The 18,414-nt window shown below is 53.6% G+C and carries 14 protein-coding genes; 8 read left to right on the forward strand and 6 right to left on the reverse strand.

From position 1 onward, the window contains the following. The first annotated feature begins 63 nt into the window (after positions 1 to 63). The 6 genes from Yoon_RS12100 (at position 64) to infB (ending at position 7,938) form a co-directional block, all read left to right on the forward strand. Positions 64 to 1,605 carry an ABC transporter substrate-binding protein gene (locus Yoon_RS12100; protein ID WP_238112499.1) on the forward strand — a complete coding sequence of 514 codons (1,542 nt, stop codon included), beginning with the start codon at positions 64 to 66 and terminating at the stop codon, positions 1,603 to 1,605. 229 nt (positions 1,606 to 1,834) lie between these two features. Further along, entirely contained in the window at positions 1,835 to 2,476 is a 642-nt protein-coding gene (locus Yoon_RS12105; protein ID WP_238112655.1) for an NYN domain-containing protein, read from the forward strand. A gap of 127 nt (positions 2,477 to 2,603) precedes the next feature. Next, on the forward strand, positions 2,604 to 3,179 hold the full coding sequence (rimP, locus tag Yoon_RS12110; protein WP_238112500.1) for a ribosome maturation factor RimP: 576 nt from the start codon (positions 2,604 to 2,606) through the stop codon (positions 3,177 to 3,179). Continuing rightward, on the forward strand, positions 3,179 to 4,786 hold the full coding sequence (nusA, locus tag Yoon_RS12115; RefSeq protein WP_238112501.1) for a transcription termination factor NusA: 1,608 nt from the start codon (positions 3,179 to 3,181) through the stop codon (positions 4,784 to 4,786). Before rimP ends, nusA begins: the two co-directional genes overlap by 1 nt. Before the next feature lie 24 nt (positions 4,787 to 4,810). Further along, positions 4,811 to 5,446 (forward strand): RNA-binding protein, encoded by a 636-nt coding sequence (locus tag Yoon_RS12120; protein WP_238112502.1) that lies wholly within the window; start codon positions 4,811 to 4,813, stop codon positions 5,444 to 5,446. Next, the gene (gene infB / locus Yoon_RS12125) at positions 5,443 to 7,938 is read left to right on the forward strand and encodes a translation initiation factor IF-2 (RefSeq protein ID WP_238112503.1); all 2,496 of its coding nucleotides are present in this window, start codon (positions 5,443 to 5,445) and stop codon (positions 7,936 to 7,938) included. The genes Yoon_RS12120 and infB overlap by 4 nt, the downstream gene beginning before the upstream one ends. A 54-nt stretch (positions 7,939 to 7,992) precedes the next feature. Here the strand turns inward: infB and Yoon_RS12130 are convergent, their stop codons facing one another. From Yoon_RS12130 to Yoon_RS12140, 3 genes are read right to left on the reverse strand one after another with little or no spacing between them, the layout of a single operon-like run. Next, positions 7,993 to 8,391, reverse strand: coding sequence for a (deoxy)nucleoside triphosphate pyrophosphohydrolase (locus Yoon_RS12130; RefSeq protein ID WP_238112505.1), 399 nt, complete (start codon positions 8,389 to 8,391; stop codon positions 7,993 to 7,995). Further along, positions 8,388 to 9,602 carry a bifunctional glutamate N-acetyltransferase/amino-acid acetyltransferase ArgJ gene (gene argJ, locus Yoon_RS12135; RefSeq protein WP_238112506.1) on the reverse strand — a complete coding sequence of 405 codons (1,215 nt, stop codon included), beginning with the start codon at positions 9,600 to 9,602 and terminating at the stop codon, positions 8,388 to 8,390. The genes Yoon_RS12130 and argJ overlap by 4 nt, the downstream gene beginning before the upstream one ends. A gap of 4 nt (positions 9,603 to 9,606) precedes the next feature. Continuing rightward, on the reverse strand, positions 9,607 to 10,452 hold the full coding sequence (locus tag Yoon_RS12140; protein WP_238112508.1) for a peptidylprolyl isomerase: 846 nt from the start codon (positions 10,450 to 10,452) through the stop codon (positions 9,607 to 9,609). Positions 10,453 to 10,636: 184 nt separating this feature from the next. Between Yoon_RS12140 and secA the strand changes: the two genes are divergently transcribed. Both secA and Yoon_RS12150 read left to right on the forward strand, forming a co-directional pair. Continuing rightward, the gene (gene secA / locus Yoon_RS12145; RefSeq protein ID WP_238112510.1) at positions 10,637 to 13,315 is read left to right on the forward strand and encodes a preprotein translocase subunit SecA; all 2,679 of its coding nucleotides are present in this window, start codon (positions 10,637 to 10,639) and stop codon (positions 13,313 to 13,315) included. Between the two features lie 69 nt (positions 13,316 to 13,384). After that, positions 13,385 to 14,374, forward strand: a complete 990-nt coding sequence (locus Yoon_RS12150) for a hypothetical protein (RefSeq protein WP_238112512.1) — start codon at positions 13,385 to 13,387, stop codon at positions 14,372 to 14,374. On the opposite strand, the gene radC is transcribed toward Yoon_RS12150, so the two are convergent. The 3 genes from radC to dnaK all read right to left on the reverse strand — a co-directional run bounded on the left by radC (position 14,371) and on the right by dnaK (position 18,327). Continuing rightward, positions 14,371 to 15,129, reverse strand: coding sequence for a DNA repair protein RadC (gene radC / locus Yoon_RS12155; protein WP_238112513.1), 759 nt, complete (start codon positions 15,127 to 15,129; stop codon positions 14,371 to 14,373). The genes Yoon_RS12150 and radC overlap by 4 nt on opposite strands. A gap of 69 nt (positions 15,130 to 15,198) precedes the next feature. Next, positions 15,199 to 16,347 carry a molecular chaperone DnaJ gene (gene dnaJ, locus Yoon_RS12160; RefSeq protein ID WP_238112515.1) on the reverse strand — a complete coding sequence of 383 codons (1,149 nt, stop codon included), beginning with the start codon at positions 16,345 to 16,347 and terminating at the stop codon, positions 15,199 to 15,201. Between the two features lie 75 nt (positions 16,348 to 16,422). Continuing rightward, on the reverse strand, positions 16,423 to 18,327 hold the full coding sequence (dnaK, locus tag Yoon_RS12165; RefSeq protein ID WP_238112516.1) for a molecular chaperone DnaK: 1,905 nt from the start codon (positions 18,325 to 18,327) through the stop codon (positions 16,423 to 16,425). Positions 18,328 to 18,414 lie beyond the last annotated feature (87 nt).

Below are 18,414 nucleotides of genomic sequence, written 5' to 3' on the forward strand. Positions count from 1 at the left end.
CTATTTTTGAATGGAACAAACGGGCAGACTATCGCTCGAACTAGCTAACTAGGAGAATGACAAATGAATGGAATTAGTAGACGCGGTCTATTAAAAACGGGTGTCGCTGCTGGCGTCTTGGGCCTGACCGGCCTGCCTGCACGCGCGCAAACGCGTGGCGGTAAACTCACCGCTGGCCTTAACGGTGCCAACACATCTGACAGCTGGGATGGGCGTACGCACTCTGATTTGTTCATGATTGCCGCGTCCATGGGGTGCGTGTTTGACTGTCTCACAGAAAACGGCGCAGATGGTCTGCTAAAAGGCGAATTGGCGGAAAGCTGGGAAGCCAGCCCAGATGCAAAAGTATGGACATTTAACCTGCGTCAAGGTGTGACATTCCACAACGGCAAAGCATTTGGTGCTGACGATGTGATTGAATCGCTTCAGATGCATGTGGTCGAAGGGTCTAAATCTGCCGCGCAGCCGATCGTTGCAGCGATCACTGAAATGACTAAAATTACCGAACATCAGGTACAATTCACATTGGAATCCGGCAACGCCGATTTCCCATATCTGATGTCCGACTATCACCTGCTGATCTATCCTGCTGGTCAGATCGAAGAAGCGATCGAAAAAGGGATCGGTACAGGTCTGTACGAAGTTGTCGCCTTTGATCCGGGCGTGCGTTTTGTCGGTAAGCGTTACGAAAACCACTATAAAGGCGATGACGCCGGTTTCTTTGAAGAAATCGAATACATCGCGATCAACGACAACACCGCACGTATGAACGCGTTGCTGACAGGTCAGGTCGATGCCGTTAACCGGATCGACTTTAAGGCCGAGGCACTGCTTAAGGCCAACCCAGCTGTCCGCATCCAAGAAGTGACAGGCAACCAGCACTACACATTCCCGATGCACACCACTACTGCGCCATTTGATGACGTGAATGTGCGTCAGGCGCTGAAATACGGCATCAACCGTCAGGAAATGGTCGACAAAATCCTGCTTGGTCACGGTCAAGTTGGCAATGACAGTCCGATTGGCCCAGCCAACCAATACTACAATGCCGAGATGGAACAACTGGCCTACGACCCTGATAAGGCGCGCTACCATTTGCAGCAGGCTGGTCTTGATAGCTTGAGCATCGATTTGTCAGCATCCAACGCAGCATTTGAAGGCGCGGTTGACGCGGCTCAATTGTATCAGGCCTCTGCATCTGCCGGCGGTATCGACATCAACGTGGTCCAAGAACCTGCTGATGGCTATTGGTCTAATGTTTGGCTGAAAAAGCCATTCTGTGCATGCTACTGGTCTGGACGTGCGACAGAAGACTGGATGTTCTCGTCTGCGTATGCAGCAGGCGTTCCGTGGAATGACACGATGTGGGATAACCCGCGCTTTGAAGAACTGCTGGTTTCAGCGCGTGCTGAATTAGACAGCGATACACGTCGCGCACAGTACTACGAAATGCAGCAAATCCTCAGCACCGAGGGCGGTGCATTGATCCCAATGTTCGCCAATTATGTGCAAGCGGTGAATAATCGGATTGTGTCTCCTGAAGTTGTCGGGAACCTGTGGCAGATGGATAACGCACGTATGGCAGAACGTTGGTCTGTCGCATAGGCTACACGTATCGGATGTAGTATCTCACTTTGAGCGAGATACTACATCTATTAATAAATTCTTGACTCTAGGCCCCAAATGAGTCCGGCCTATCTTGACATGAGCGAATCACGAAATTATATAAAACGTATACCGGCCAATAGCAGGTCTATTGGTTCAAGAGCTGCATAAGGTTTGCGCCTTTGCGGCTCTTGCTGTATTCACCCTAGAGATGTTTTTGAGGTGTGCAATGCGGGTTAGAGTGTATGTTGACGGCTTCAATTTATACTATCGTCGATTAAGACATTCCCGGTACAAGTGGACTGATCTTCGCTCACTATCAGAGAAACTGGTTGCTCCAGATGACGTTATCGAACGAATTCGCTATTTCACTGCGGATGTAAGCCCCAGGGCTGGAGATCCTAGCGCACCAAATCGTCAACAGGCGTACTTCCGAGCGCTAAAAACGATACCTGAACTGAGAATCCACAAGGGTAAGTTCTTGCCGAGACAAAAATCACGTCCATTGGTCAGTAATCCCGCCCAAAAAGTCTTGGTCCACGATACCGAAGAAAAAGGTTCCGACGTCAATCTTGCATCGCATCTGCTCATGGACGGTTTTTGTGATCAATATGATGTCGCCTTAGTATTGTCGCAGGATACAGACTTGCTTGAACCGATGCGAATGGTCGTGGAAGAGTTGGACAAGAAGCTCATTATTGGCTGGATGGAGCAGAGCCAACCAGGTAAAAAGCACCGTTATATTGCAAGTGCAATCCGCCACATTACGCAGACAATGTTAGCAAATTCTCAATTTGAAGACCCGGTAATCGGGCGAGGAGGAGTTAAGCTTGCGCGACCAGTTGAATGGGACCCCACCCGCGAAATGTGAAGGGGTTGCAGACTCACCCCCGTGGGCGTATATGGACATCAATAGCGGCGCCTTGGCTTCCAAACCCAACGCTCCACCGGGAAACATCAACGGGCCGCGCGCCCGTTTTTTTGTGCTTGAGAGAGATATGAACGACCTGATCGCCAAAGCGGCCATTGACCGCCGTATCGCTGAAATTATCACCCCTGTTGTCGAAGACATGGGGTTTGAAGTTGTTCGCGTGCGTCTCATGACCGGCAAAGAAAGCATCCTGCAAGTCATGGTGCAACAGCCCGATGGCACCATGGAAGTCGATGATTGCGGACACGTGTCCACTGCGCTCAGTGCGGTTTTGGATGTCGAAGATCCGATTGTTGACGTCTATAACCTTGAGGTGTCCAGCCCTGGTATTGACCGTCCGTTGACACGGTTGAAAGATTTCGACCAGTGGGAAGGCTTTGAAGCGAAGATTGAAACTGATGAGCTAATCGATGGTCGCCGCCGCTTTAAGGGCGCGCTGGCTGGGACTGAAGGTGACGAAGTGTTGATCACGATCCCCGAAGGCACGATTGGTCTGAAATTTGAATGGCTGTCAGATGCCAAACTGGTACTGACAGATGAATTGATCCGCGATGTTTTGCGCGGGCGTAAGGATGCGGGCCAAATCGACGAAGCCCAATTTGATGAGATTGAAACCATAATTGATGGTGAGGAGAACACCTGATGGCATATACTTCCGCGAACCAGCTGGAGCTTTTGCAAACGGCCGAAGCCGTCGCACGTGAAAAAAACATCGAGCCCGGCTTGGTTGTTGAAGCGATGGAAGAATCGCTCGCGCGGGCTGCAAAGTCCCGCTACGGCGCTGAAATGGACATCCGTGTGGATATCGACCGCAAGACCGGCAAGGCCACGTTTACCCGCGTGCGCACGGTTGTTGAGGAAGAAGAGCTTGAAAACTATCAGGCTGAATTCACCGTCGAACAAGCCCGCGAATACATGGAAAACCCCGAAGTGGGGCAGCAGTTTATCGAGGAAGTACCACCCGTTGAATTGGGTCGGATCGCCGCGCAATCTGCCAAACAGGTGATCTTGCAAAAAGTCCGCGAAGCCGAGCGTGACAAGCAATACGAAGAATTCAAAGACAAGGCCGGTACAATCATCAACGCACTGGTTAAGCGCGAAGAATACGGCAACGTCATCGTGGATGTGGGCGCTGGCGAGGCTGTCCTGCGCCGCAACGAAAAGATCGGCCGCGAGGCATACCGCCCGAACGACCGTATCCGTTGCTTCATCAAAGAAGTCCGTCGCGAACAACGTGGTCCGCAGATTTTCCTTTCGCGGACAGCGCCAGAATTCATGGCTGAACTGTTCAAGATGGAAGTCCCTGAGATTTACGAAGGCGTGATCGAGATTAAGGCTGTGGCCCGTGACCCAGGTTCACGCGCGAAAATCGCTGTGATTTCCTACGATAACTCTATTGATCCTGTCGGTGCCTGTGTCGGTATGCGCGGGTCACGTGTTCAGGCTGTTGTGAACGAATTGCAGGGTGAAAAGATCGACATTATTCCTTGGAACGAAGACATGCCGACGTTCCTCGTGAATGCGCTGCAACCTGCCGAAGTCTCTAAGGTTGTTCTGGACGAAGAAGCGGGCAAAATCGAAGTTGTTGTCCCTGATGAACAGCTGTCGTTGGCCATCGGCCGTCGCGGTCAAAACGTGCGCCTTGCGTCACAGCTAACTGGCCTCGACATCGACATTCTGACCGAAGAAGAAGAGAGCAAGCGTCGTCAGGCCGAATTTGAGCTGCGCACGAAATTGTTCATGGACACCCTTGATCTGGATGAATTCTTTGCCCAGCTACTGGTTTCCGAAGGGTTCACTAACCTTGAAGAAGTGGCCTATGTCGAAGTTGACGAGCTGACCGTGATTGAAGGCGTTGACGATGACACAGCCAGCGAATTGCAAGCACGTGCGCGCGACTATCTTGAAGCCAAAGCGAAAAAAGCGATGGATGCAGCCCGCGCGCTGGGTGTCGAAGACAGCCTCGTGAATTTCGAAGGGCTGACGCCAGATATGCTGGAAGCTCTGGGCAAAGATGGCGTGAAAACGCTGGAAGATTTTGCAACCTGTGCTGACTGGGAACTGGCCGGCGGCTGGACCATCGTTGATGGCGAGCGCAGCAAAGATGACGGTGTATTGGAACCGTTTGATGTGTCTTTGGAAGAAGCGCAAACAATGGTTATGACCGCACGCGTCATGTTGGGCTGGGTTGATCCCGCTGAACTTGAAGCTGAGGCCGAAGAAGAACTAACAGAGGAAGAAGAGGCCTAATCAGGCCCTTTGAAGGAATAGAACATGGCGCGTGGCGGCCACAACAAAGCAAAAGACGATGCGGCGACACGTAAGTGTATCGTCACCGGCGAAGCGCAGCCAAAGGCTGGGCTGGTCCGGTTTGTTGTGGGGCCCGATGATCAGGTCTATCCTGATGTTCTTGGTAAATTGCCCGGTCGCGGCATGTATGTTTCGTCAACACGCGAAGCGTTAGATGCGGCAAACAAGGGGCAGTTTTCACGCTCTGCCAAACAAGCGGTCACCGTTCCTGACGGTCTGACCGACGAAGTAGAACGGCAAATTGCACGTCACGCGGTGGATTTAATCGCGATGACGCGTAAATCGGGCCGCGCAGTCTGTGGATTTGAAAAAGTTAAAGGGTGGCTCGCTGGTGGCGAGCGGGTCCGCGTCTTGGTTCAGGCAGCGAATGGATCTGAACGGGGCAAAGCGAAATTATGGACGCCGGAAGGTGCGCGATACTTTGGATGCTTTACAGCCGAAGAATTGGGTTTGGCTTTTGGGCGGCAAAGTGTGATACATGGCGCGCTTGCGACTGGCGGACTCAGCAATCGTGTTGTAGAGGAAGCCACAAGGCTACGTGGCTTACGCGAAGTGGACGGTGGCGATACGGCCTCCGGGAAGGATATAGAAGCTAAATGAGCGATAACGACGGTAAAAAGACACTCGGTCTCGGTGGTTCGCGTCCAAGCAACGTGAAGCAAAGTTTTAGCCATGGACGGACCAAGAACGTCGTGGTGGAAACCAAACGCAAACGCGTTGTGGTGCCAAAGCCGGGTGCGGCAAAACCGACTGGTGGCACAGGCCCCATCGGTGGTGACCCCTCAAAACGTCCTGCAGGCATTTCGGATGTAGAACTCGAACGCCGGATGAAGGCGCTCGCGATGGCGAAAGCCCGTGAGACAGAAGAAAAAGCAAAGCGCGAAGCCGAAGAAAAAGCCCGCGCCGCTGAACGTGAAGCACGCCGCGCTGAGATCGAAGCAAAAGAAGCCGAAGAAAAAGCGCGCGAAGAGCGTGCAAAGGCAAAAGCCGAAGAAGAAGAGCGCAAGCGTGCCGAAGCTGCAAAAGCTAAAGCAAAAGCTGACGCGCCAGCTGCAGCCCCTGCTGCCGCTGCTGTGCCCGGCGAAACTGCCGTGACGCGCCCATCTTCTGCGCCACGCAAAACGGACCGTGATGCGCCGAACCGTGACAAAGCGGCAAAAGCTAAGCCTGGCCGTGGTGGCGCAAACGACGGTCGTCGTTCTGGTAAGCTGACATTGAATGATGCGATGGCGGGCCGCGAAGGCGGGCGTCAGCGTTCTATGGCTGCAATGAAGCGCAAACAAGACCGCGCACGCGCTAAGGCAATGGGCGTTTCTGCTGAACGCGAAAAGGTATTCCGCGAAGTGGCGCTGCCCGAAGCAATTACCGTTTCTGAATTGGCAAACCGGATGTCCGAACGTGTGGCAGACGTGGTTAAGGCGCTGATGACAAACGGTATCATGGCAACACAAAACCAAACCATCGATGCGGACACAGCCGAGCTGATCATCGAAGAATTTGGCCACAAAGTTGTGCGCGTTTCCGATGCCGATGTTGAAGACGTGATCACCAAAATCGACGATGATCCCAAGGATCTCAAATCGCGTCCGCCAATTATTACGATCATGGGGCACGTTGACCACGGGAAAACATCGCTCTTGGATGCGATCCGGAATGCAAAAGTTGTCGCTGGCGAAGCCGGCGGGATCACGCAGCACATCGGGGCCTATCAGGTCACCACAGATAGCGGCGCTGTTCTGTCATTCCTTGATACGCCAGGACACGCCGCGTTTACGTCGATGCGGTCACGTGGAGCGCATGTGACTGATATCGTTGTGCTTGTTGTGGCTGCGGATGACGCGGTGATGCCACAGACCATTGAGGCGATTAACCACGCTAAAGCAGCCAAAGTGCCGATGATTGTCGCGATCAACAAGATCGATAAGCCAGCAGCAAACGCCGATAAAGTGCGGACAGATCTGTTGCAGCACGAGGTGATCGTCGAAAAGATGTCTGGCGATGTGCAAGACGTCGAAGTGTCAGCGATGACGGGCCAAGGTCTGGATACGTTGCTTGAAGCGATTGCGTTGCAGGCGGAAATTCTTGAACTGAAAGCGAACCCTGATCGGTCAGCAGAAGGTGCAGTGATCGAGGCGCAGCTTGACGTTGGTCGTGGTCCAGTTGCCACTGTTTTGATCCAAAACGGGACCCTGCGCCAAGGCGACATTTTCGTTGTGGGTGAACAGCACGGTAAGGTACGTGCGCTGATCAACGACAAAGGTGAACGTGTGACCGAAGCTGGTCCTGCGGTACCTGTTGAGGTTCTTGGCCTGAACGGTACGCCAGAAGCTGGCGACGTGCTAAACGTGGTTGATACTGACGCACAAGCCCGTGAAATCGCGGAATACCGTGAAAAAGCAGCGAAAGAAAAACGTGCTGCGGCAGGTGCTGCGACGACGCTTGAACAGTTGATGGCAAACGCCAAGCAAAACGAAAACGTCAGCGAATTGCCGGTGGTCGTGAAGGCCGATGTGCAAGGCTCTGCCGAGGCAATCGTGCAAGCGATGGAAAAAATCGGTAACGATGAAGTGCGCGTGCGGGTTCTGCATTCGGGCGTTGGCGCGATCACCGAAACCGACATCGGCCTTGCCGAAGCGTCGGGTGCCCCTGTCTTTGGCTTTAACGTCCGTGCGAACACATCTGCGCGGAACACAGCCAATCAAAAGGGCGTTGAGATCCGTTATTATTCGGTGATTTATGACCTTGTGGACGATGTGAAAAAAGCGGCTTCTGGCCTGCTTTCTGCAGAAATTCGCGAGAAATTCATCGGCTATGCGTCCATCAAAGAAGTCTTCAAGGTTTCCAATGTCGGTAAAGTCGCCGGTTGTATCGTCACCGAAGGTGTGGCGCGTCGGTCTGCCGGTGTGCGCCTGCTGCGTGACAACGTGGTTATCCACGAAGGTACGCTCAAGACGCTCAAGCGCTTCAAGGACGAAGTCCCCGAAGTGCAGTCAGGCCAAGAATGTGGTATGGCGTTTGAAAACTACGACGATATCCGCCCGGACGACGTGATCGAGATTTTCGAGCGCGAAGAAGTCGAACGCAACCTGTAAGGTTACAATCCAAAGAAATAGAAAGGGCGGTCCGATCGGGCCGCCCTTTGTCGTTTATAACCAGTCGCGTAGCACCGGGATGAGCGGGATATCTGCCGCTGGCATCGGATAGTCGCGCATATCAGTTGGACGCACCCATTTCAGTACCTGACCCTCGCGGGCCTGTGGAGTGCCATCCCATTTACGGCAGGCAAACAGCGGCATCAGCAGATGAAAATCATCATAGCTGTGGCTGGCGAACGTGAGCGGCGCAAGGCAAGATCCCCATGTTTCAATGCCCAACTCTTCGTGCAATTCGCGGATGAGCGCGGCTTCGGGGGTTTCACCGGGTTCAATCTTGCCGCCAGGAAATTCCCATAGGCCGGCCATCGCTTTGCCTTCAGGGCGCTGCGCCAAAAGCACGCGCCCATCGGGATCAATCAACGCAACTGCAGATACTAAGACAGTCTTCACGACCGGTAATCCGCATTGATTTCGATATAGCCGTGGGTCAAATCGCAGGTCCAAACGGTTGATGCGCCATCACCAAGCCCAAGATCGACGGCGATCGTCAGCTCTTGGTTTTTCATATAGGCGCTCGCGACCTCTTCGGAATAATCAGGTGCGCTCCAGCCGTTTTCAGCGACGAGAATATCACCAAAGCGAATGGATAAACGGTCACGATCTGCCGCAGCCCCTGATTTTCCGACCGCCATGACGATACGTCCCCAATTGGCATCCTCGCCTGCGACCGCGGTTTTGACCAAGGGTGAATTGGCAATGGCCATGGCGACTTTGCGCGCATCTCTCGCATCGGCCGCACCGGTGACATCGACGGTCACAAATTTCGTTGCACCTTCGCCGTCGCGCACGACTTGATGTGAAAGATCAAGCATCACACCGTGTAGCGCATCAACGAAATCGCTGTTTCCAGTAACATCGACGCTAGATGCGCCCGTCGCCGCAAGAATGAGACTGTCAGAGGTCGAGGTATCGCTATCGACCGTGATGCAGTTGAAAGTGATGTCGTTCTGCGCGCTGAGGATTTGTTGCAAATCGGATTGGGCAATTTTGGCGTCGGTAAACAGATAGACCAGCATTGTCGCCATATCGGGGGCGATCATGCCTGACCCTTTGGCGATCCCTGCGATTTTCACGGGCTTGCCGTCGATCATCACTGTGGCATGTGCCCCTTTGGGGAACGTGTCTGTGGTCATGATGGCGCGTGCAGCATCTTCGATCTTGTCGGCGCTTTGGTGCGCGGCAAGCTCTGCGACCTTGGCTGTGATCCGGTCATGTGGAAGCTGTTCACCAATCACCCCAGTTGACGCCGTAAAGACGCGCATGGGATCAATTGACAATGTCGTTGCCACGGTTTCGCAAATTGCGGCAACGCTGTTGTCACCGTGTTTCCCGGTGAACGCGTTAGAGTTCCCGGAATTCACGATAATCGCAGCAGGGCCGCTTGGGTCGCCGCCCAATTTGGCCTGACAATCCAGTACGTTGGCGGATCTTGTGGCCGAACGGGTGAATACGCCAGCAACTGCGCTGCCAGCGGTCAGGCAAGCGAGCATTACGTCGGTACGCCCAGCATAGTGAACCCCGGCAGCAGCCGCAGCAAAAGTCACGCCGTCAATTTCCGGAAGGTCCGGAAATTGTGCAGGGGCAAGCGGTGATATAGTCACGCGATCAGTCCAACAGGTCGAAACGGCTGATGATGGTGGCGTCGAACTGACCTTCTTCAGGCTTAATGACGTTTGAAGCAGCGGCAAGTTCTTCAAGATGCGCGGTGATCGCGGCCTCTTGCAATTCGCCGGTCAACTGCGGGGTCATTTCTTCGAGCGTCGGACGTGGCTGCACGCGCTCTTCGAGCAATGTTGCGAGGTGCCAACCAAACTGGGTTTCAAACGGATCAGACACGCCGCCTATTTCAAGCGCGGTGATGGCGGTTTCAAATTCGGGGACCATTGCGCCGGGACCGAACCAACCTAGATCACCACCATTTGGCCCAGTTGGACCCGTGGACACGGCGCGCGCAACATCGGCAAATTCTTCACCCTCATCGATGCGGGTCTTTGCGGCGATTGCTTCTTCTTCGGTTTCAACCAAAAGATGCGCCGCGTGGAATTCCGGAAGCTCTTCGGCGTTCGCAAACCGCTCATCATAAGCCGCTTGAATGTATTCCGGCGTAACCGCAGCTTCGGCGACAACGGTAATGGCCGCACCTGCGAGCAATGTGCGCTCTTCGTTTTTGAGCGCATACAAGACATTGGCGGGGGCGTCTTCGACTGTATCTGCGAGAAGCTGTTGTTGGATCAACTGGTCAACCAAACCCTCAAACAACACTTCTTCTGGAAACTGCGCGTATTGTTCTGGCAGCTCGGTGCGTGCGATCAGCACTTCGCCCAATGTGATCTCAGTTTCGCCGACAGTCGCGATGACGGTGTCGACTGTTACGTCGTCTTGGGCAAATGCGGTTCCCGACAATGACATTGTCAGTGCAGTCGCACCCAAAAATGTAACATGTTTCAGCATAAATCGATCCCTAAATGATCCACGCGGGTGCGTGGCGTTGACACTGCATATCCGGCCCCTTACATCCCTAAGATGCCTCGACGGGGCTGGCTCTTGGCCCTTTGTATGTGGCCAGTCGCGGGCCTACAAGCGACCTCGTCTTAATTTGATGTCAGACAGGCGCGGATGCGCCGCCGGAGTGAATATGCTGGGTATTGGAACGATTACCAAAAAGGTGTTTGGTACCGCCAACGACCGCAAAGTGAAGGCTGTTCGCCCGCTGGTCGCGCAGATCAACGCGCTTGAACCAGAATTTGAAGCCCTTTCTGACGAAGACATCAAAAACAAGACAGAGGCGCTCGCAAAACGTGCGATGGGCGGCGAAAGCCTTGATAAACTGCTGCCAGAAGCGTTCGCCAACTGCCGTGAGGCGGCCAAGCGTGCCTTGGGTCTGCGTGCCTTTGATACGCAGCTGATGGGTGGGATCTTTCTGCATCAAGGTAACATTTCCGAGATGAAAACCGGTGAAGGTAAGACGCTCGTTGCGACCTTCCCGGCCTATTTGAATGCGCTGACAGGCAAGGGCGTCCACATCGTTACCGTGAACGATTATCTCGCCAGCCGCGACGCCGAATGGATGAGCAAAGTTTACAGTGCTTTGGGTCTAAAAACTGGCGTTGTTGTGCCTAATCAGCCGGATGATGAAAAGAAAGAAGCCTACGCCTGTGACGTGACCTATGCCACGAACAACGAACTTGGCTTTGACTATCTGCGCGATAACATGAAATCTGAGCTGTCACAGATGTACCAACGCCCCCACAATTTCGCGATTGTGGACGAGGTCGACAGTATTCTGATCGATGAAGCACGGACACCGCTGATCATTTCCGGCCCCGCCGAAGATCGTAGCGAAATGTACGCGACCATGGATAAGGTCATTCCGGAAATTCTCGAAGAGCATTATACGCTGGACGAAAAGACCAAGCAGACGACATTCACCGACGAGGGCAACGATTTCCTTGAAGCGCGATTGACCGAATTGGGCCTGATGCCAGAAGGTCAAACGCTATACGATCCGGAAAGTGCGACCTTGGTCCACCACGTGAACCAAGCGCTGAAAGCGCACAAGCTGTTCACGCGTGATGACAACTACATCGTGCGCAACAACCAGGTTGTTTTAATTGATGAATTCACGGGCCGGATGATGGACGGGCGCCGTCTGTCCGACGGGTTGCATCAGGCGATTGAAGCCAAAGAAGGCGTCGCGATCAAACCCGAGAACGTCACATTGGCGTCGGTCACATTCCAGAACTATTTCCGCCTTTACGAAAAGCTGGGCGGCATGACCGGGACCGCGACAACCGAAGCCGAAGAATTCATGGAAATTTACGGGCTTGGTGTGGTCGAAGTGCCCACCAACCGTCCGATTGCGCGGGTTGACGAACATGATCAGGTTTATCGCACCGCCAAAGAGAAATTCGAAGGCGTCGTCAAAGAAATCAAAGAGGCACATGCCACTGGGCAACCGATTCTGGTTGGGACGACATCGATTGAAAAATCGGAGCATCTTGCGCAACTTCTTGGGGCTGAAGGCATTAAGTTCAACGTGCTTAACGCGCGCCAACACGAACAAGAAGCGCAGATTGTTGCGGACGCTGGCCGTCTGAACGCTGTAACCATCGCCACCAACATGGCAGGTCGCGGGACTGATATTAAGCTGGGCGGTAACGTCGAATTCGCAATCATGGAAGCCATCGCAGCCAATCCCGAGGGCGATCACGCAGCGATCCGCGCGCAGATTGAAGCCGCGCACGATGCTGATGAGAAGGCCGTCAAAGATGCAGGTGGCCTGTTTGTTTTAGCGACAGAACGCCACGAAAGCCGCCGGATTGATAACCAATTGCGCGGCCGTTCGGGCCGTCAGGGTGATCCGGGACGGTCGTCGTTCTTCCTCTCGCTTGATGATGATCTGATGCGGATTTTCGGTTCCGAACGGCTTGATAAGGTGCTGTCCGGTTTGGGTATGAAAGACGGCGAAGCGATTGTGCACCCATGGGTCAACAAATCGCTGGAACGCGCACAGGCAAAGGTCGAAGCGCGCAATTTTGACATCCGTAAGCAGCTGTTGAAATACGATGACGTGATGAACGACCAGCGCAAAGCGATCTTTTCGCAGCGCCGCGACATCATGGAAGCAACGGATCTGTCCGACATTACCAAGGATATGCGCGATCAGGTGATCGACGATCTGGTCGGTGACTATATCCCCGCAAAAAGCTATGCAGATCAATGGGATGGCGAAGGGCTGCAAGCAGCCGTGAAGGAGCAGCTTGGGCTTGATTTGCCTGTCGCTGAATGGGCGTCTGAAGAAGGTGTTGATGATGGTGATATCATTGAACGCCTTGAAGACGCTTGCGACAAATTCATGGCGGAAAAGACGGAAAGCTTTGGCGATGAAACAATGCGCCGTGTTGAAAAACAAATTTTGCTGCAAACGATTGATAGCAAATGGCGCGAGCATCTTTTGACGCTGAATCACTTGCGGTCAGTTGTCGGTTTCCGTGGTTATGCACAGCGTGACCCGTTGAACGAATACAAAACCGAAGGGTTTCAATTGTTTGAAAGTCTTTTGGATGGCTTACGTGCCGATGTGACAAAACAGCTGTCACGCATTCGCCCGATGTCAAAAGAGGAACAAGAGGCCATGATCGCACAAGCAATGCAACAGCAGCAGGCGGCCGCAGTGGCGGCGGCCACGACCGACAGTGCGCTTCCTGGTTTTGATGAAAATGATCCGACGACGTGGGGCAATCCTTCGCGGAATGATGATTGTCCTTGTGGATCAGGTAAAAAGTTCAAGCATTGCCACGGTCGCTTTGCGTGAATTAATGCTTAGACCCGTTGTCGGACGCTGCTAGACTGTTTGCCACATCGAAGGATTAACGGAATCACTATGGCGCGCACGATCACATATAAGACGGTCTTGTTGACGGTTGCGGTCGCGCTTGGTCTTGGGTTTTTGGTTCAAATTGGGGAAACGCCCTCGGATGGAGCCAGCACACCGGCCCGCGCGGCTGTGCCACGGGCCGTGACCGTTGTGACAAATAGCCAATCGAGTTCGGTTTTCGGCGTACCCGAAAACGCGCATAGGCTTGTCGACCACGTTTCAAACGTTCAACACGTGGCGCTTGTACGTGAGACAAATACAGAGGAATCCGCTCCCGCGATGGGTACGATATCGGCTGTACCCGCGATCGAAGATGCCTGCAAAGTGATGCTTTCAGCGATTGAGATGCCTGCCGAAATGGCGCGTTTGACGGTGCTGGCACCATGTCACCAGAATGCAGATTTTGTCGTTTTGCATGAAAGCCTGCGGTTCTCACCACGTACAGACGGATTGGGTGCCGCTGAAGTCACTCTCCCGATTATGGCGCAAAACGCGCGGATATCTGTCTTATTTGATAATGTTGAATTTGCGCATGTGGCGATCTACGCGCCGGATGTTTCGCAATATGACCGCACAATTCTGCAATGGCGTGGCGCGGATAAGTTGCAACTGCACGTGTTAGAAGTTGGTGCAAGTATTGGCCAATCTGGGCATATATGGACAGGCTCTAGCCATACGGCGGAGCTCGCAACGATGGGGCAGCACGGCTTTGTGACAAGCCATGGAACGCACACCGCAGTTGTCCCCTATCAGGCGGAAGTTTACTCGTACCCGGCGCATTTTGATCGGGCTGATATTTCCGTCACGATGCCAGTAGGTCTGATGGTAACGCCGCAAAACTGTGGTCGCTTGTTTAGTGCGCAACTTATCCATGTGGTTTCAGGACGAATATGGGTGCCGATTGACGTTTCAATTCAGGTGCCGGCCTGCAGTTCAGCGGGTGAATTCGTTATGCTGCCGGACGCGATTGCGCCCTATACAAGCCTAGAGCGTTAAGCATCCGCGCCTAAATACCCCTGCGCTCGAAAGCTGGTTTCGCAAGACTTTCCAACAATAAGGTGGTCATGCAATGTGATGCCAAGTGCTTGCGCCGCGCGATTAATTTGCGCGGTCATGTCGATATCGGCGGCCGATGGCGTTGGATCACCTGAAGGGTGGTTATGCACCAATATCAATGCAGCTGCATTTAGCTCTAACGCGCGTTTGACGACCTCGCGTGGATAGACTGGCACGTGATCAAGCGTGCCCTTTGCCTGTTCTTCGTCGGCAATAATTGTGTTCTTCGTATCCAAAAACAGGATGCGAAATTGCTCTGTGTCGCGATGGGCCATTGTAGTGTGGCAATAGTTCAAAAGCGCGTCCCAACTGGATACCACATGGCGTTGCATTACTTTCGCGCGGGCAAGACGGTGCGCCGCTGCTTCGACAATTTTCAGTTCGGTTGCCACAGATTCGCCGACGCCCTGGACCTGTGTCAGTTGACTTACCGGCGCTGACACGACGCGATTAAAATCACCGAAGGTCTGGATCAGCAAGTGGGCCAATGGTTTCACATCTTGGCGCGATATCGCACGAAAGAGGATCAATTCAAGCAGTTCATAGTCGGGGACGGCTGTCGCGCCGCCGTTTAAGAACCGGTCGCGCAACCGTTTACGATGGTCGCGCAGATAGGAAGGCGCGCGCGCCTTGGCTGGGACCACAACGTCGTCAATATCAGAAAAAAGCGAGCGCGATTCGGCAAAATGGGACATATCCCAATTGTTCGCCGGTATCGGTTAATGAAGCGTGAATAAGGCCCCGGTACGATCCGGGGCCTTATCTTAACCTTTCATCGAATCCCAAAAGCTTTTGACCGAGGTAAAGAAACTCGATCCTTGCGGGTTGTTTTCTTCGCTGAGTTCGTCAAATTCTTTGAGAAGCTCACGCTGGCGCGCCGTCAGTTTAACAGGGGTTTCAACGGCGAGTTCGATGAACATGTCGCCACTGCCAGCCCCGCGTAGGGCAGGCATTCCTTTGCCACGCAAGCGCATTTGCCGTCCTGATTGCGACCCTTCGGGTACTTTCACGCGGCTACGGCCACCATCGATGGTCGGCACTTCGATTTCGCCGCCCAATGCAGCGGTCGCCATCGATACAGGCACGCGGCAGAAAAGGTTGTTGGCTTCGCGTTCGAACAGCGCATGATCTTTGACCTCGATAAAGATGTAAAGATCGCCAGTCGGGCCGCCGCGCATTCCGGCTTCGCCTTCGCCAGCAAGACGGATACGCGTGCCAGTTTCGACGCCAGCTGGAATATTGACGGAAAGCGATTTTTCTTTTTCGACACGGCCTTGACCATGACAGGCTTTACACGGGTCTTTGATAGTTTGACCTAAGCCAGAACAGGTTGGGCAGGTGCGTTCAACGGTAAAGAAACCTTGTTGTGCGCGGACCTTGCCCATGCCTGCACAAGTTGGGCAGGTTTGGGGTTCGGATCCACCTTCGGCACCCGTGCCGTTGCAGGCCTCGCAGCCTACAGCAGTTGGGACATTCACCGTCTTTTTGAGGCCAGCAAAGGCTTCTTCGAGGCTAATGCGCAAGTTGTAGCGCAGGTCATTGCCACGTTGGGCCCCGCCACGACGCCCACCGCCGCCACGGTTGCCGCCCATAAAATCGCCAAACAGGTCGTCGAACACGTCCGAAAAGGCGCTGCCAAAATCGCCTTGGCCGCCACCGGGGCGTTGTCCGCCGCCGCCCATGCCATTTTCAAAAGCCGCGTGACCATAGCGGTCATAGGCTGCTTTTTTCTCGGCGTCTTTCAGGACTTCGTAAGCCTCGTTCGCTTCTTTGAACTTGGCTTCGGCAGTTGGGTCATCGGCATTGCGGTCAGGGTGCAATTCTTTCGCCTTTTGGCGGTAGCCCTTTTTGATGGCCGCTGCATCGGCGCCCTTTGCGACACCAAGAACCTCGTAATAGTCTCGTTTTGCCATGATAATTTCCCCCTTGGGAATGGAAAAAGACCGGCCCGGTGGTGGGCCGGTCCTCTTTCCTAAGACAGCGCTGGCTTAGTTGTCGCGCTTGTCGTCATCCAGATCTTCGAAGTCAGCGTCGAGAATTTCTTCATCGGCGGCTGGCGCGTCAGGCTCTGCCTCTCCGGCCTCTTCTTGGCTGGATTTATAGATGGCTTCACCCAGTTTCATCGCAGATTCTGTGACGTTCTGGATGCCTGATTTGATCTTTTCGGCGGTGCCTTCTTCAAGATCGTCCTTCAGCGCAGCGATGGCCAATTCGATGGCTTCGATGGTTGTTGGGTCGACCTTGTCAGAATGCTCTTCCATCGACTTTTCGGTCGAGTGGATCAGGCTTTCGGCTTGGTTCTTGGCTTCGATAAGTTCGCGGCGATCTTTATCGGCCTCGGCGTTATCTTCCGCATCTTTCACCATTGCTTCGATGTCGTCATCTGACAGACCACCAGAGGCTTGGATCGTGATTTTCTGTTCCTTGCCGGTCCCTTTGTCCTTAGCGCCCACTTCAACGATGCCGTTGGCGTCGATGTCAAAGGTCACTTCGATTTGTGGCAGGCCGCGAGGTGCGGGTGGGATTTCTTCGAGGTTGAACTGGCCCAACATTTTGTTGTCGGCGGCCATTTCACGCTCACCTTGGAAGACACGCAGGGTCACCGCGTTTTGGTTGTCTTCGGCAGTTGAGAAGACTTGCGATTTTTTCGTTGGGATCGTTGTGTTGCGATCGATCAGGCGTGTGAACACGCCGCCCAATGTTTCGATACCCAAAGACAACGGTGTCACGTCGAGCAGAACAACGTCTTTCACGTCGCCTTGCAGAACACCGGCCTGAATGGCGGCACCCATCGCAACAACCTCATCAGGGTTCACACCCTGGTGCGGTTCTTTGCCAAAGAACTTACCGACCTCTTCTTTAACGCGTGGCATGCGGGTCATACCACCCACAAGAACAACCTCGTCGATGTCACCAACGGACAGACCAGCGTCTTTGATCGCGTCTTTACATGGTTTGATCGAGTTTTTGATCAGGTCCAGAACCAGTGATTCCAGTTTCGCGCGGGTCAGTTTCATGACCATGTGCAAAGGCTGACCGTTTGACCCCATAGAGATAAACGGTTGGTTGATTTCAGTGCTGGAAGACGAAGACAGTTCGATTTTCGCTTTTTCCGCAGCTTCCTTAAGACGCTGCAACGCCATCTTGTCTTGAGTCAGATCGACTGAGTGCTCTTTTTTGAACTCATCCGCGAGGTAGTTCACGATGCGCATGTCAAAGTCTTCACCACCAAGGAATGTGTCACCATTGGTAGATTTAACTTCGAACAGGCCGTCGTCGATTTCGAGGATGGTCACATCGAATGTACCACCGCCAAGGTCATAGACCGCGATAGTTTGTGTGTCTTCTTTATCAAGGCCGTAAGCCAGCGCCGCAGCTGTTGGCTCGTTGATGATGCGCAGTACTTCGAGGCCAGCGATTTTACCCGCGTCTTTTGTCGCCTGACGCTGTGCGTCGTTAAAGTACGCTGGAACGGTGATAACCGCTTGTGTCACGTCTTCGCCAAGGTAGCTTTCGGCGGTTTCTTTCATCTTACCAAGAATGAAAGCAGAGATCTGGCTTGGAGAGTATTTCTCATCCTTGGCCTGCACCCATGCGTCGCCGTTGCCGCCATTGACGATGTCAAACGGCATGTTTTTCTTTTCTTTCGCCAAATCTGCGTCGTCGAACCGGCGGCCGATCAGACGCTTCACAGCAAAGATTGTGTTTTCTGGGTTGGTGACGGCCTGACGTTTTGCAGGCTGACCGACAAGGCGTTCGTCGTCGGTAAACGCAACGATAGATGGCGTTGTGCGCGCACCTTCGGCGTTTTCAATCACGCGTGGTTTAGAGCCATCCATGATGGCAATACAAGAGTTTGTCGTTCCGAGGTCGATACCAATAACTTTGGCCATTTTTCAAATCCCTTACTTTAGGCAGTTTGAGTAGCGCGAACCCGTTTCGGCACCCGCACCAGTTACGTTCTGTTGATCAGGGGAAGC

Origin of the sequence: Yoonia sp. I 8.24 (genome assembly GCF_022096995.1) — a bacterium.
Lineage (GTDB): Bacteria > Pseudomonadota > Alphaproteobacteria > Rhodobacterales > Rhodobacteraceae > Yoonia.